The sequence below is a fragment of the Arenibaculum pallidiluteum genome (assembly GCF_017355985.1).
Lineage (GTDB): Bacteria > Pseudomonadota > Alphaproteobacteria > Azospirillales > Azospirillaceae > Arenibaculum > Arenibaculum pallidiluteum.
Genome location: NZ_JAFIQU010000025.1, coordinates 1 through 15,155, shown reverse-complemented (window position 1 = coordinate 15,155; position 15,155 = coordinate 1). Strand labels below are relative to the sequence as shown.

The following is a 15,155-nucleotide window of genomic DNA, read 5'->3' as shown; positions in this document are numbered from 1 at the left end:
CATAGGCCGGCCTGCCGGATCCACGGCGCGGAACCATCACAGCCGGCGATTGTCATCCCGGGATCGCCCGAGCGTCGCCCTGCAGGAACCCCATGACCGAACGCGTGCCCGACCACGTCACTCTGCCCGAGCTGACGCTGCGCGGCCTGGTGCTGGGCGCGCTGATCACCGTGGTCTTCACGGCGTCCAACATCTATCTGGGCCTGCGGGTCGGGCTGACCTTCTCGTCCTCGATCCCCGCGGCCGTGATCTCCATGGCGATCCTGAGGCTGGCGCGGGACAGCAACATCCTCGAGAACAACATGGTGCAGACGGTCGCCTCGGCCGCCGGCACGCTGTCCTCCGTGATCTTCATCCTGCCGGGCCTCGTCATGGTGGGTGCCTGGCAGGGCTTTCCCTTCTGGTACACCGCCGGGATCTGCGCCATCGGCGGAACGCTGGGCGTGATGTACACGATCCCGCTGCGCCGCGCAATGGTGGTGCAGAGCGACCTGCCCTATCCCGAGGGCGTCGCGGCCGCGGAGATCCTGCGCGTCGGCAGCCCCGACCCTGCACGCGTCCAGGCCGCGGCCGAAGGCGTCGCGCTGCACGGGCGGCGCGCCCCGGGCCTGCGCGACATCGCGCTGGGCGGCGCCGTGGCAGCCGGGTTCGGGCTCCTGTCCGGCGGATTCCGCATCCTCGCGGATTCCGTCGCCTGGTGGGTTCGCGTCGGCCCCGGCGTCACCAGCATCGGCACGGGCTTCTCGCTGGCGCTGGTCGGCGCCGGCTGGCTCGTCGGCATCGCGGTGGGCAGCGCCATGCTGCTGGGCGTGGTGATCGCCTGGGGCTTCGCCGTGCCCATCATCACCGCGCTGACCCCCGCGCCGGCGGGGACGGACATCGCGGAATACGGAACCACGGTCTGGAGCACGGAGGTCCGCTTCATCGGTGCTGGCTGCATCGCCGTCGCCGCGGTCTGGACGCTCGGGATGCTGCTGCGCCCGATGGCCGAGGGCGTGCGCTCCTCCTTCGCGGCCATGACCCAGGCGCGCGGCGGCGGGCCGGCGATCCCGCGCAGCGAGCGAGACCTGCCATTCCACTACGTCGCCGCCGCCTGCCTGTTCCTGATCCTGCCGCTGGCCTGGCTCTTCGCGGACTTCGTCGGCGCCACCGGCAATCCCGGCACGCCTACCGGAGAGCCGGCCTGGCTGCTGGTCGCCTGCGCCGTCCTCTTCGCCTTCGTCTTCGGCTTCCTGATCGCCGCGGCGTGCGGCTACATGGCCGGCCTGGTCGGCTCGTCCAACAGCCCGATCTCGGGGATCGGGATCGTGGCGGTGATGCTGGTCTCGCTGCTGCTCCTGGCCGTTCTCGGCGGGCGTGCGCAGGCCACGGCGGCGGGAGGAGCCGGGATCGCGCTGGTGATCTTCGTGACCTCGGCGGTGATCGCGATCGCCGCGATCTCCAACGACAACCTGCAGGACCTCAAGACAGGATGGCTGGTCGGCGCGACTCCGTGGCGCCAGCAGGTCGCCCTGGTCTTCGGCGTGCTGGTGGGGGCGGCGGTGATCCCGCCCGTCCTGGACCTGCTCTACGGGGCCTATGGGTTCCCCGGCGCCCTGCCCCGCCCGGGCATGGACCCCGGCGAGGCCCTGGCGGCCCCTCAGGCGACGCTGATGGCGGCCATCGCCACGGGGATCTTCAGCGGCGGGCTGAACTGGGCGATGATCCTGATCGGCATGGCGGTCGGCATCCTGCTGATCGCCATCGACGAGATGCTGCGGCGGCGGCACGCGGCCGTGCGCCTGCCGGTCCTGGCCGTCGGGATCGGCATCTACCTGCCGGCCTCGGTGACCTGCGCGATCTTCGTCGGCGCCGTCCTGTCCTGGATCGCCGACCGGCGGACACGGCGGCACGCCGCCAACGCCGGCACGCCTGCCGGGGACTGGGACGCCTTCGCCGAGTTCCCGCGCCGGCGCGGCGTGCTGCTCGCCTCCGGCCTGATCGTGGGCGAGAGCCTGTTCGGCGTGCTGCTCGCCGCGGTGATCGGCGCCACGGGCAGCCAGGAGCCGCTGGCCCTGGTCGGCCCCGGCTTCGCCGCCACGGCGACCTGGCTCGGCACGGCGGCGTTCATCGCGATCTGCATCGGGATCCTGGCCCATGTGACCCGGCGCGGCGCAGCGGCGGCCTGACCCCGCACCGTGCGGCGGCAGTCCGTCGGCCTGGAAGCCGGGGACGCCGCCGGCCACGGCATCGCGCCAAGCCCGTTGACCCGCCCCAACCGCGAAGCCCCCTGCCCGAAGGGCTACCCCGCAGGGGAAGGCTCCTGCGGCATTGCGCTCCGGCCCCGGAGGGGCCGGTGCTACGCTTCCTGTTGGGGACATGCTCACAAGCGAGGTCGGATATGTCGACTGGCATGCAGTACAGGCAGGGCGACGTCCTTCTCATTCCCGCCCCGTCCCTTCCCGAGCGGGCCCAGGCGCTGGAAGGCCAGAGCGGGCGGGTCGTCCTGGCGCTCGGCGAGGTGACGGGGCATTCCCACACCATGGGCGCGGACCGGGTCCGGTACTTCCGCGAGGACGGTAGTGGACGCGGCTTCATCCAGGTCTTCGGGCCAGGCACCACCGCGCTTGTCCACGAGGAACATGGTCCCATCGAGGTCGAGCCGGGCGTCTACGAGGTCCGCCTGCAGCGCGAGTACAGGCCCGAGGCGCGCCCCTCGCTCGTCGCGGACTAATCGGTGGGCGCCGAGGGCGGACCCGGCGCGCAGGATCTGGTCGCCTCGTGGGAGCCGCGCCTGGCCTGGCGCCGGAAGACTGAGCGGGAGCCGGCCGAGCAGGCGGTCCTCGCCGCCTACGAGGCTGCGGGGCTGCCGCGCCCGCAGCGGATCCTCTGGGCGTCGGGCGTCCGCGAGGCCGAGGAGCTGCTGGCCGGCACGGGGCTGCACGCATGGCTGCCCTGGGCGGCCGCGGGGCTGACCGCGGCCGCTGCGGCGGCCGCCATCCTGCTGTCCTGGACGCTGATGCCGCCGCCGGCGGTGATCCTTCTCGGCGGCGCTGCCTTCCTGCTCTCGGCGCTGATCCTCGCCATGCTTCCGGACCTCCACCCCGGCGGCTTCGGAGAAGGAAGGGCGCATTTCTGGCGCGGGCTGGCGCTGGTCTCCATCTTCGCCTTCCTCGTGGGCCCGTCCCTGGCGCCGGGCTCGGTCGATGTCGAGCGCCCGGCCGCCGCGATCGGCCTGCTGTGCTTCCTGTCGGCGCTCGGCCTGCTCTGGTACCGGCGGGTTCGCGGCCGGCTCCGGCATTGGCGCGCCCGCGCGGTGAACCGGCGTATCGAGACGATGCTGCGCACGACCGGCCGCGGCCCCGGAGCTGCGCGCATGGATTTCGGTCCGACGAGCCGACTGCTGGGTGCCATGCACGGCTTCCGGGCGACATTGCCTGGGCTGCTTCCCGGCTGGGTCGTCCCGGTCGGGCTGATCGGCTGGCCCGGGCGGCTGGCGATGCTGGAGCGGCACGGTGAGACCGGCCCGGGGCGGTCGCGTGCCCGGGCCTGCCGGGACCTCGCCTTCCACGTGGATGCGCTCTTCGCCTTCGACGAGATCGCCATCATCCTGGCACCGCCGGTCGAGGCGCACATCGACGCGCGCGGCCGGTTCCACAACACGCAGGGCCCGGCGCTGCGCTGGGCGGACGGCAGCGAGCTCTTCGCCTTCGAAGGACGCACTCCGGCGGATCCGCGGATCTGCCTGGAGCCGGACCGGCTCTCGCCCGCCCGCATCCAGATGGAGCCGGACGTGGACCTGCGCCGCCTGCTGCTGGAGCGCTACGGCCCCGCCAGGCTAATGCGCAACGGCCGGGGGCGGATGGTGGCGGCGGACGGGACCGGCGAGCTCTGGCGCCTCGATGCGTTCGACGGCGAGCCCCTGGTGATGGTGAAGGTGCGCAACAGCACCCAGGAGCCCGACGGCACCTACCGCGACTACTGGCTGCGCGTCCCGCCGACCGTGACCTCGCCGCGCGCGGCCGTGGCCTGGACCTTCGGGCTTCCCGCCGCCGACTACCAGCCACGCGCCGAGACCTGAGCGGCAACCGGGTGGCGCAACGGGCAGGTCCCGGACGGACCCGGACAGGATCCGGGCGCGACTGGCCCGCATCGCGGCTGTGCGGCTGGCGCGACCGCGGGTAGACTGGCTCCGAGCCCCGCCGCCACGCATCCACAGCCCTTCGGAGCATCCCCATGCCACGGATCGACACGGCCTTCCTGTTCGACCTCGACGGCACGCTGATCGACAGCGTCTACCAGCACGTGCTCGCCTGGAAGGAGGCGCTGGACGCCGAAGGGATCGAGCTTTCGGTCTGGCGCATCCACCGCAAAATCGGCATGAGCGGCGGGCTGTTCACCAACATGCTTCTGCGCGAGACAGGCCTGGATGCGGACGAGGTGTTGCTGGATCGCCTGCGCCGGCGCCATGCCGAGGCCTTCCACCGGCGCTCCGGCACGGTCAAGGCGCTGCCGGGCGCGCGCGAGCTCCTGGCCCATCTCAGCGAGGTCGGGATCCCCTGGGCGGTTGCCACCAGCGGGCGCATCGAGACGGCGCGGCCCGGGCTCGATAAGCTCGGCATCGATCCCGCGCGCACGCCGGTGGTCACCCGGGACGAGGTCAAGTATGCGAAGCCCGACCCCGACCTGTTCCTGGCTGCGGCCGACAAGCTCGGCATTGCCATCGAGAGCGCGCTGGTGGTCGGGGACAGCATCTGGGACCTGCTGGCCGCGCGCCGCGCTCGGGCCCTCGGGATCGGCCTGCTGTCCGGCGGCTATGGCCGCGACGAGCTGGAACGCGCGGGAGCCCTGCGCGTCTACGAGGACCCGGCCGAACTGCTCCACCACATCGACGAGGTCGGCGCCCGGCGCTGACGGCGGCAGCCAGCCGAGACGGGGCGTAGGAGGCGGGGCGCCAGAGATGCGCTCAGGGCGCCGCGCCGCGGGCCGTGCCCGCATCGGCCAGTGGAAATGAGACGGTCACCACCGTTCCCGACCCCACCAGGCTGTCGATCTCGAACTGCCCGCCCATTCCCGTGACCAACCGCTTGGTCAGCGGCAGGCCCAGGCCGGTGCCCTCGCCGCGGCGGGTCATGTGGCTCTCGATCTGGCGGAACGGCTCCAGGGCAATGGAAAGCCCCTCGCTGGTCATGCCGACGCCCGTGTCCGAGACGCGCACCCAGCCGCGCTGCTGGTCGCTGCCCACCGAGACGGTCACGGTACCGCCGCCGGGCGTGAACTTGATGCTGTTGGACAGCAGGTTCAGCATCACCTGGCGCATGCGCGTGCGGTCCCCGATCACGACGACGCGCCCGGGCGGCAGGCTCTCCTCGATGCGCAGGCCGACGATCTCGGCCTGCTTGGCGACGAGGCGGGTGCTCTGCACCGCGACGTCGCAGAGGTCGATCAGCTCGCTCTCGTAACGCATCTGCCCGGCCTCGGCCTTGGCGAAGTCGAGCACCTCGTTGACAAGGTCCAGCAGATGGATGCCGGCCTGGTTGATGTCCGAGGCGTACTCCGCGTATTTGGCAGGCAGGTCGCCATAGGTCCTCTGCACCATGAGATGGGAGAAGCCGATCACCGCGTTGAGCGGCGTGCGCAGCTCGTGGCTCATATTGGCGAGGAATTCGGACTTCGCGCGGTTGGCCGCCTCGGCGGCGTCCCTCGCCTCGGCAAGGGCGAGGGCCGTGGTGGCCATCTGAAGCCGGGCCTTCTCGCTGCGCCAGATCCCGCGCGCGAGCGCCGCCGCGAAGAGCAGGACGAACATCATCTGGACGGCCGCGGCGACCCCGCCGAGCTGGTTGATCTCCAGTGCCTTCTGGCGTTGCGCGTTCAGCTTGACCGTACCGGCGCCCAAGGCCTCGGCGGCCAAGCGCTGCATGTCCGCGCGCAGCGGGGCGAGGTTCTCCATGAGCAGCATCGCCAGCCGCTCCGGCGCTCCGACCACCGCATCCGCCTGCCGGACGAGATCGCCGAGCTCGCGCATGACGCGCAGGTACCGCTCGCTGGTCTGCATCAGGTCGCGCGGGGCGCCCTCTCCGGCGAGCTGAATACGGCTGACGAACACCTCGTAGCGTGCGCCCAGCTCCCGCACCGAGCGCGCATCCGCGGGATCCAACTCGTGCACGGCGAGCTGAAGCCGGAGCGCCTCGGTGACGAGTTGGGAGAAAGCCCAGTTCTCATTGTCGTAGCGCGAGACGGAGAACCGGTGGATGGCGTCCCGCTCGACGATCTGGAGGCCGGCGATCGCGGCGCAGGCCAGCAGCACCAGGGTCCCCAGGGCGATGAACGGCGCGAAGCGGACCAGACTCGGCCGCCGAAGCCTCGGCTCCGCCGGGAGGGAACCGGGGGCCCTCGTGTTCTGCCGCATCCGCAAGATCTTCACTTCACCCTGATGGAGACCACCTGCCAGACGCTGCGGGCGAAGTACTGATCGTTCCTCAGCTCGAAATGCGCGTCGAGCGGATAGATTACCAGATAGGGTCTCATGTTCCGAATCGCGATGGGTTCGCCGTCGACGCGATCGACGAGCAGGACATCGTAGCGCATGACGTCCTCGACGGGCATTTTCGGCGGGCATGGTCTTCCAGGGCGAAGACACTCAGGATCCGCTTCCCGGCGCCGACATAGGATGAGGCTTCCGGATCAGCCCCCGTCGAGGCGGCGCCCCGTCAAGCCACGGGCATGGGTGACCACGGGCGTCCGCGGCATGCGCGCCAGGATGTCGGGGCCGAGGCCGCTCGTCCGCCCTCGACCATGCCGCAGAACTCGATGGTTCCGTCCTGGGCGCCGCGATCGGCTCGAAGGCGCCGCCCGCACGGACGGGCACGGCGCGGCGGCAATGACGGGTTCGCTGTCGCCGCGGCGCGGCGGCAGTCGCCGCGCCGGCGTCTCAGCCGCGGCGGCGGAACTCGTCCCCGCCTGCACGGTCGAGTTCCGCGAACTCCTCGTCGCTCAGCGCGATGGCAGCCGCGGCGATGTTCTCGTCGAGATGCGCGACCTTCGACGTGCCGGGGATCGGCAGCATCACGGGGCTGCGCCTGAGCACCCAGGCGAGCGCGATCTGGCTGGGAGCCGCGCCGTGGCGCCTGGCGATGGTGTCGAGCAGGGATCCCGGCTTGGCGAGGTCGCCGGCGGCGAGCGGGTACCAGGGGATGAAGCCGATCCCGTTCCGCGCGCAGTAATCGAGAACCTCCTCGCTGCCGCGGTCGACGAGGTTGTAGCGGTTCTGCACGGTGGCGACCTTGAAGACCTTGGAGGCCGCCTCGATGTCGGCGACCGAGACCTCGCTGAGACCCGCATGCCGGATCACGCCGTCGTCCAGGAGCGTCCGGATGGCGCCGAACTGCTCGTCCCGCGGAACCGTCTGGTCGATCCGGTGGAGCTGCCACAGATCGATCCGCTCGACCCCGAGCTTGCGCCGGCTCCGGTAGGCCTGCTGGATCAGGTAGTCCGGCCGTCCCAGCGGCGTCCACTTGTCGGGCCCGGTCCGCGTGAGGCCGGCCTTGGTCGCGACAGTGATGCCGGAAAAAGGATGGAGAGCCTCGCGGATCAGCTCTTCGGACACGTCGGGCCCATAGGAATCCGCGGTGTCGATGAAGTTCACGCCGAGAGCCGGCAGCCGCCGCAGCGTGCGAAGCGCCTCGGGCCGGTCCGCAGGCTCGCCCCAGACCCCGGAGCCGGTGATGCGCATGGCGCCGAAGCCCAGGCGGTTGACCTCCAGCTCACCGCCGATCCTGAAGGTGCCGGATCGCTTTGCGTTGGCATCGGACATGCTCGTCGTTCCTCTGGTTGAGTTCAGGCCGCGGCTGCGCGGCCGGACTGTGAGGGCGGCATCCACCCGACGCTAACAGTGCCGGGCGGATGGGATCTGCACTTCCCGTGCGGCTATGCCCTAGGGGTATGAGGGCCGTGGAACGAGGAGAGGCCGCATCGCGCCTGCGATGCGGCCCCTTTGCTGCCCGGCTGCGGCTGGACCGGGGCCTACTGGATCAGCAGGACCCAGGGCACGCCGACGGCCAGGAACACCACCAGGTAGATCGCCCCGAAGATCGCGCCCAGGCGCCAGTAATCGGCCGAGGGCAGATAGCCGCTGCCGGCGTAGATCGGGCTCGGACCCGTGGCGAACGGCGAGATCGCGCCCATGATGCCGAGGCTCAGGCAGAGCAGCAGCGCCACCGTCTCCAGGGGCATGCCCGGGATGCCCGCGGCGACCGTCAGCATCACCGGCAGCAGGGCCGTGACATGGGCCGTGACGCTCGCGAACAGGTAGTGCAGCAGGAAGAAGCTGGCCACCAGAGCCACCATGGCGGGGATCACGGGCACGCCGGCAAGCGAGGTCCCGATCAGGCCGGCCGCCCATTTGACCACACCCACCTGGGCAAGGCCGCCGGCCAGGGGCACGAGGGTGCCGAACCAGACCAGTGTGTTCCAGGCGTTCTTCTTGGCCATCACATCGTCCCAGGTGACCGTCCCGGTGACGACCAGCATCACGACCACCAGAATGGCGGCCAGCGCCGGGTCGACATAGGCAGTCCCGAAGATCCACAGGGCGAGGGCCAGCGCCACCAGTGCGGCCAGCATGATCTCGCCGCGCCCGAGCGGGCCGAGCTTGCGCAGCTCGCCGGCCGCCCAGACCGGCACCTCCGGGCTCCGCCGGACCTCCGGCGGGTAGAGGACGAGGGCGAGCAGCGGCGTCGCCGCCAGCAGGATGACGCCGACCGGCAGGAAGGCGACGAACCAGGTCGTCCAGTCCAGCGACACATTGGCGGTCTTGCGCACGAGTTCGACCGCCAGCAGGTTCGGCGCGAGACCGGTCAGGAACAGCGAGCTGGTGACGCAGGTCGACATGATCGCAACCCACATCAGATAGCTGCCGATGCGGCGCGCGCTTGGATCCTTGGGCTGCGAGCCGTAGAGGCTCGGCAGGTGCTTGATGATGGGATAGATCGTTCCGCCGCTGCGTGCCGTGTTCGACGGGGTGAACGGGGCCAGGACGAGATCGGCGAGCATCACCGCATAGCCCAGGGACACGGTGCGGCCACCCAGGCCGCGGACCAGCAGCAGCGACAGGCGCCGGCCCAGCCCTGTCTTCTCGTAGCCCAGGGAGAAGATGAAGGCGGCGAAGATCAGCCAGACCGTCGCGTTGGAGAAGCCCGACAGTGCCCAGGAGATCGCAGCCGAGGTCGCGTTGAAGTCGGGCTTCGCGAGCTGTTCGGGCGAGAAGAACACGAAGCGCGACAGGGCAGCCACGATGGCGACGCCGGTCAGGCCGACCGCTGCGGCCGGGATCGGCTCGATGATCAGCCCGGCGATGACGCCGGCGAAGATCGCGACGTAGTACCAGGCGTGCTGGGAGAGCCCTTCGGGCGCCGGCAGGACGGCGATCGTGGCTGCCAGCAGGATTGGCAGCATCGGCAGGATCGCTGCGCGCCATCGGGATTGACGTTCCGGCGCATCAATTCTGACACTGACCACTTTCGCCTCCTGAGATTCAGGGAACCCAAGTTGCGCGGGCCCATCCATCCAGAGTCAGGCGGGCTCTTTCGCAAGATGTTCTTCCAATTTCCGAAAGCCTTGCGCAGGCCAGGCAGGACGTCGTTGACGCACATCAAAGTCGACGCAAATCGCGCTCGAATCGTCGTGGTTTGATCTCCCTCAAGGCCTGGCCGGATCCGGGGATTATTTTCCGGGGCCGAGAAACAAACCTGTCCTGAACGGAGCTGTGATGGTCAATCTGACGATCGACGGGCGCCCTGCGAGCGTGCCGGAGGGGACGACCATCGTGCTCGCCGCGGCCACCGCCGGGATCGCGCTCACCACCAATGTCGGCTGCATGGGGCAAGGCGTCTGCGGTGCCTGCCGCGCGCTGGTGCGCCGCACCGGCGAGCCCGAGGTGCGAACGGCCCTCGCCTGCGAGACGCCGGTCGAGGACGGCATGCAGGTCAGCTTCCTGGACCGCGTCGCGCCGCGCCGCCCCCACGCCTATTCAGAGACTGACCTGGTGGACGGCTGGACCGCCTACGAGCGCGTGCTCGCGGTGTTCCCCGAGGCGGTCCGCTGCCGCCACTGCTCGGGCTGCGACCGGGCCTGCCCGAAGGGGCTGGAGGTGCAGAAGGGCGTGAACCTCGCGGCCTCGGGGGACATCGCCGGCGCCGCGGCCGTCTTCGACCTCTGCGTTATGTGCAACCTGTGCGTCGCCGCCTGCCCCGAGCACATCGCGCCCAACCATCTCGGCCTGTTCGCGCGGCGCCTCGCCGCGGCTGGGACGCAGCGGCCCGCGGACCTGATCCGCCGCCTGCACGAGATCACCTCGGGCGCCATGACCATCGACGCCGACGCCTGCACGGACAAGCAGCCATGAACCCGACAGAGATCCCCGCGGCGGGCATTCCCTGGAGCGAGGCCATCGCCGCGCTCGACGGCGGCAGCGCGCCGCCGCCCGCCATCACGGACGCGCAGCCCCTGCTGCGGCACTGGCATCCCGACCACAGCGCGGGCGGCCCGCGCCGCCTGGCGGTGGGCGCCAGCGCCGGGCAGGATTGCCCGGCCGCCCTTGCCGATCTGCTGCAGGCCGACGCGCTGATCGACGACATCGACATCGCCGGCTGCGCCACCGTCTCCACCGAGGTGCTGGTGATCGGGGGCGGCGGTGCCGGCTGCATTGCCGCGCTGACGGCGGCCGAGGCTGGCGCCAAGGTCCTGCTGACGACGAAGCTCGGCCTCGGCGACAGCAACACGGTCATGGCCGAGGGCGGAATCCAGTGCGCCGTCGGCGCCGAGGATTCGCTCCAGACCCATTTCGAGGACACGCTCCGTGGCGGGCAGATGGCGGGCGACCGCGCCCTGGTCGCGGCCCTGGTGGGCGACGGCCCGGCCTCGGTGCGCTGGCTGATCGAGCGCGGCATGACCTTCGACATGGAGGAGGGCCAGGGCCCGTCCGGCCGGCTGCGGCGCAAGCGCGCCGGCGGCACCCGGGTCCCCCGCATCCTGTCGTTCCGCGACGTCACCGGCCTCGAGATGATGCGGGTTCTGCGCGAGGCCGCGGGCCTGCATCCGCGCATCACCGTCTGGAACCGCTCCCCGGTGGTCGAGCTGCTTTCCGACGAGACCGGGGGATGCGTCGGCGCCGTGATCTACAGCCTGCACCTCCACCGCTTCGTGCTGATCCGTGCGCGCTCCGTGGTGATGGCGACGGGCGGCGCCGGGCGGCTGCACCTCAACGGCTTCCCGACCTCCAACCATCTCGGCGCCACGGCGGACGGGCTGGTGCTCGCCTACCGCATGGGGGCGAGGCTGCGCGAGCCCGACAGCTTCCAGTACCATCCGACCGGCATCGCCTGGCCGCCGGCGCTGCGCGGACAGCTCATCAGCGAGGCGGCGCGCTCGCTGGGCGCGACGCTGGTCAACGGACACGGCCATCGCTTCGTCGACGAGCTGTCGCCGCGCGACGTCGTCGCCGCGGCGATCCTGCGCGAATGCGGCGAGGGACGCGGCGTGCTGCGCGACGGATGCGTCGGCGTCCTGCTGGACACGCCGGCGCTGGAGCGGGCGAGGCCGGGGATCCTGAAGACGACCCTGGTCACGCTGTGCCACCTCGCCCACAAGGCCGGGATCGACCCGGCGCGCGAGCCCGTCCCCGTCTATCCGACGCTGCACTACCAGAACGGCGGCATCGCGATCGGCACCGACGGCGGAACGGAGGTGCCCGGCCTCTATTGCGCGGGCGAGGTCTCGGGCGGGATCCACGGCCGCAACCGGCTGATGGGCAATGCGCTGCTCGAACTCGTCGGCTTCGGACGCCGGGCCGGGGCCGCCGCTGCCGCCTTCCAGCCCGTCAGGCCGAGCGGAAGGGCCAATCTCGGCCATGTCCAGGAATGGCGCCGGGCGCTGGTGGCGGCCGGCCTGCCGCTCGACGTGAAGGCGCCGGTCCTGTTCCCCCCAATCGCGGGCTTCGACCTCGCGGCCGACCGGGCCCTCGGCCGGTCCGACCTGTCGGCCCGATCCCTCGAAGCCGCCCTGCAGGTCCTCTGATGGCACCCGAAATGACGACAAACCTCGTGCTGACGGCACCCGAGCACCGCGTCGGAGCGGATCTCGATGCCTGGCTCTCCGGCAGCGGCGGTCTCGGCCTTCGCCTCGCCCTCGAGACCCCGTCCGGCCTGATCTCGCTGATGGAGGCGGCAGGGCTGCGCGGCCTCGGCGGCGCGGGCTTCCCGACCTTCCGCAAATGGGCTGCGGCGGCGGCCGAGCCCGACCCCGAGAAGGTCGTCGTCTGCAACGGAAACGAGGACGAGCCCGGCACATTCAAGGACGTCTTCCTGCTGCGCGAGACGCCCCACCAAGTGATCGAGGGCGCCCTGATCGCCGGGCTGGCGATCCGCGCGCGCCGGGTCGTGCTCTATGTCAATCCCCATGCGCGCGGGGCTTTCGACGCCGTCGCGAAGGCCGTGGCCCAATGGCAGGAACATCCGCTGCTGGCCGCCGTCGGGGCGGCCGTGGGGGGCCCCCTGCGCCTCGAGGCGATGCGCAGCCCCGGCCTCTATATCGGTGGCGAGGAGACCGCCGTCGTCTCGGCGGTCGAGGGCGGCTTCCCCTTCCCGCGGCGCAAGCCTCCCTTCCCCGCCGCCTCGGGCGTCGGAGGGCATCCGACGGTGATCAACAACGTCGAGACGCTCGCCACGGTGTCGCACATCGTCAGGCATGGCGCCGCCTGGTACCGCGGGCTCGGCCGGAACGGCGCTGCGGGAACCAAGCTCTTCTCGCTGTCGGGCGACGTGCAGCGCCCAGGCCTGTACGAGCTGCCCATGGGCACGCCGCTGTCCGAGCTGATCTTCGTGCATGGCGGGGGCATGCTGCTCGGCAAGGAGTTCAAGGCGGTGTTCACGGGAGGGCCGTCCAATACGCTGCTGACGCGCGACGAGCTCGACGTGCCCATGGACTTCGAGAGCGTGCGGGCGCGCGGCTCGCGCCTGGGCACCGGTGCCATGATCGTCGTCTCGGAAGGAACGAGCATCGTGCGCAAAGTCGCGGAATACGTGAACTTCTTCGCGGCGGGATCCTGCGGACAATGCCCGCCCTGCAAGACCGGCAGCTACCAGCTCGCCCATCTGCTGCAGCGGATCGACACCGGCCTCGCGACCCGGGCCGACCTGGACGCGGTCGAGCATCTCTGCGACCTGCTTCCGGGCAGCGGCCGGTGCGGACTGATCGACGGCGCGGTGACCGTGGTGGCGAGCAGCCTGCAGCGCTTCCGGTCCGAATACGAGGGTCAGCTCGCCGGCGGGTAAGCGCTCATCCCGGCAGATGCCCCGGAGGGTGACCCGGAAGGAGCCGCGGACCGGGAAGCGCGAAGGTAAATAGAATTACTCTAAAAAGTCGTATGGCCGCGTTGTGCCGCTCGCGCGAGGATTGAAGCCTTTCCAGTCCTCAAGGCGGTTCCGATGCTGAGCATCTCGCTTGTCCTGATCGACCCCAACAAGCTGTTCCGGCAAGGACTGCGCGCGCTGCTGGCAGGGGGAGATCTGGAGGTCGTCGGCGAGGCGGCGACGGTCTCCGAAACTGCCGAGATGAAGGCCAGGACGGTCGATCTCGTGCTCTGCGACCTGAACGCGACCGGCGATATCCAGGACAGCATCGGCGCGTTGCGCAGGCGCTTCCCATCCGCCCGGGTCGTGGTCCTTTCGGCCTCGCCGGACCCGCAGGCCCTGGTGATGCCGTTCCGGGCTGGCGTGGACGGCTGCCTGTTCAAGGACATCTCGCCGGAGGCGCTGATCCAGTCGCTTCGCCTGGTGATGACGGGCGAGAAGGTGTTTCCGACACAGCTCGCGATGGTCCTGGTTCAGGGCCGCGGCGAGGCCGCCGCCCTCGCCCTGGGTGGCGGCCGCAAGGGGCTCTCCCCGCGCGAGCGGGAGATCCTGCGCCGCCTCGTCGCCGGCGAGAGCAACAAGGAGATCGCGAACCGGCTGGGGATCACGGAGGCGACCATCAAGGTCCACCTCAAGGGCCTGCTCCGCAAGCTCGGCGTCTCGAACCGGACGCAGGCCGCGATCTGGGCGCTGAACAACGGCTTCACCGAGAACGGCGGCGGCTGACCCGCCACAACGCCGCTGCAGCGGAGAGCCAGCGATCCGCCGTCGTCCGGGGATCGCCGGACTTCCCGATAGCCTCGATCAGAACCAGGGAATATCGAACATATTCGTGAACAGGGGCGCGAGGCTGGTGCCACCGTTGATCGGTTCCAGATATTCCTGGATTTCGCCGACCGACACGCCGCGAAGGATCATGGAGTAAGGCGATCCCGGATTGTCGTCGTGCAGCGTATCCGAAACCACGAACTCGGTGTCGTGGCCATTGTTTATCGAATTGACCCCGGTAACCTCGAGATAGTCGGTGATGTAGAGCCAGTCCTCTCCCATCTCGTAGTCGGTGATCGTGAGCGTGCTGCCGGGCGTCTGGGGGCGGATGCCATTGATCATGAAATAGTCCTGCCCGGACCCACCAGTCACGACATCATGACCGGAATAGAAGTACAGGAGATCGTCGCCGCTTCCTCCGCAGAGCCGGTCGTCGCCCAGGCCTCCGTCAAGGTGATCGGCCGTGCTTCCGCCACGAAGCGTATCGTTGCCCTCCTCGCCGAACAGCCTGTCCTTTCCCGTTCCGCCCAGGAGCACGTCGTCTCCCATACCGGCGTATACGTTGTCGTCGCCGCCCCCTGCCCTGATAACGTCGTTGCCGTCGGTCCCGTAGATCGTTTCGCTCTTGCCGGACATGAGCGCCCTCCGGAAATCCTCGTCGTCCTGCTGCGCAGGAATTTTCTTATTGGTCCAGTATGAAAAGATAACGCCTTATCCGCAAGGCCGATCAGGCGGGATCGGTCGAACCTACCCCTCAAGAAGATCGGAAATCTTTTCGCACTAAGCCGGGCGTGGGGTCCGCCGTGGGTGGACAGCCTCCGGCGCCTTGGGATTTCTTTTCGATTCGTGGCAGACTTTCTTTCTTCCCGGCCCGACGGGACGGGCCGGCACAGGCGATGGCGGAGAACCCGATCATGTGCGGCATCATCGGCATCATCGGCAACGGCGAGGCGGCTCCTCTCCTGGTGGAGGGTTTGCGGCGGCTGGAGTACCGGGGCTACG

General features: G+C 70.2%; 13 protein-coding genes. 8 read left to right on the top strand and 5 right to left on the bottom strand.

The annotated features are described in order from the left end of the window. The first annotated feature begins 92 nt into the window (after positions 1 to 92). From JUB13_RS29050 to JUB13_RS29035, 4 genes are all read left to right on the top strand, one after another. A complete protein-coding gene (locus JUB13_RS29050; protein ID WP_207485668.1) occupies positions 93 to 2,168 on the top strand; it encodes an OPT family oligopeptide transporter in 2,076 nt (691 codons plus the stop codon). Positions 2,169 to 2,380: 212 nt separating this feature from the next. Further along, positions 2,381 to 2,713, top strand: coding sequence for a hypothetical protein (locus tag JUB13_RS29045; protein WP_207485666.1), 333 nt, complete (start codon positions 2,381 to 2,383; stop codon positions 2,711 to 2,713). 3 nt (positions 2,714 to 2,716) lie between these two features. Further along, positions 2,717 to 4,060: a DUF6745 domain-containing protein gene (locus JUB13_RS29040; RefSeq protein WP_207485664.1), complete on the top strand. Its 1,344-nt coding sequence runs from the start codon at positions 2,717 to 2,719 to the stop codon at positions 4,058 to 4,060. Positions 4,061 to 4,215: 155 nt separating this feature from the next. Then, complete coding sequence (locus JUB13_RS29035) at positions 4,216 to 4,893, top strand: HAD family hydrolase (RefSeq protein WP_207485662.1); 678 nt, start codon at positions 4,216 to 4,218, stop codon at positions 4,891 to 4,893. 52 nt (positions 4,894 to 4,945) lie between these two features. Here JUB13_RS29035 and JUB13_RS29030 read toward each other — a convergent pair whose 3' ends face one another. From JUB13_RS29030 to JUB13_RS29015, 4 genes are all read right to left on the bottom strand, one after another. Further along, on the bottom strand, positions 4,946 to 6,388 hold the full coding sequence (locus JUB13_RS29030) for a sensor histidine kinase (RefSeq protein WP_207485660.1): 1,443 nt from the start codon (positions 6,386 to 6,388) through the stop codon (positions 4,946 to 4,948). 11 nt (positions 6,389 to 6,399) lie between these two features. Further along, positions 6,400 to 6,567 (bottom strand): hypothetical protein, encoded by a 168-nt coding sequence (locus JUB13_RS29025; protein ID WP_207485658.1) that lies wholly within the window; start codon positions 6,565 to 6,567, stop codon positions 6,400 to 6,402. Positions 6,568 to 6,910: 343 nt separating this feature from the next. Continuing rightward, positions 6,911 to 7,792 carry an aldo/keto reductase gene (locus tag JUB13_RS29020; protein WP_207485656.1) on the bottom strand — a complete coding sequence of 294 codons (882 nt, stop codon included), beginning with the start codon at positions 7,790 to 7,792 and terminating at the stop codon, positions 6,911 to 6,913. Positions 7,793 to 8,001: 209 nt separating this feature from the next. Beyond that, entirely contained in the window at positions 8,002 to 9,432 is a 1,431-nt protein-coding gene (locus tag JUB13_RS29015) for a DASS family sodium-coupled anion symporter (protein ID WP_236025309.1), read from the bottom strand. 313 nt (positions 9,433 to 9,745) lie between these two features. On the opposite strand from JUB13_RS29015, the gene JUB13_RS29010 reads away from it, so the two are divergent. The 4 genes from JUB13_RS29010 to JUB13_RS28995 all read left to right on the top strand — a co-directional run bounded on the left by JUB13_RS29010 (position 9,746) and on the right by JUB13_RS28995 (position 14,111). Next, positions 9,746 to 10,381: a 2Fe-2S iron-sulfur cluster-binding protein gene (locus JUB13_RS29010; RefSeq protein WP_207485652.1), complete on the top strand. Its 636-nt coding sequence runs from the start codon at positions 9,746 to 9,748 to the stop codon at positions 10,379 to 10,381. Next, a complete protein-coding gene (locus tag JUB13_RS29005; protein ID WP_207485650.1) occupies positions 10,378 to 12,051 on the top strand; it encodes an FAD-binding protein in 1,674 nt (557 codons plus the stop codon). Before JUB13_RS29010 ends, JUB13_RS29005 begins: the two co-directional genes overlap by 4 nt. Further along, positions 12,051 to 13,307, top strand: coding sequence for an NADH-ubiquinone oxidoreductase-F iron-sulfur binding region domain-containing protein (locus JUB13_RS29000; RefSeq protein WP_236025308.1), 1,257 nt, complete (start codon positions 12,051 to 12,053; stop codon positions 13,305 to 13,307). Before JUB13_RS29005 ends, JUB13_RS29000 begins: the two co-directional genes overlap by 1 nt. Positions 13,308 to 13,460: 153 nt before the next feature. Next, entirely contained in the window at positions 13,461 to 14,111 is a 651-nt protein-coding gene (locus JUB13_RS28995; RefSeq protein ID WP_207485648.1) for a LuxR C-terminal-related transcriptional regulator, read from the top strand. 78 nt (positions 14,112 to 14,189) lie between these two features. Here JUB13_RS28995 and JUB13_RS31930 read toward each other — a convergent pair whose 3' ends face one another. Then, on the bottom strand, positions 14,190 to 14,789 hold the full coding sequence (locus JUB13_RS31930; protein WP_207485646.1) for a calcium-binding protein: 600 nt from the start codon (positions 14,787 to 14,789) through the stop codon (positions 14,190 to 14,192). Between the last annotated feature and the right edge of the window lie 366 nt (positions 14,790 to 15,155).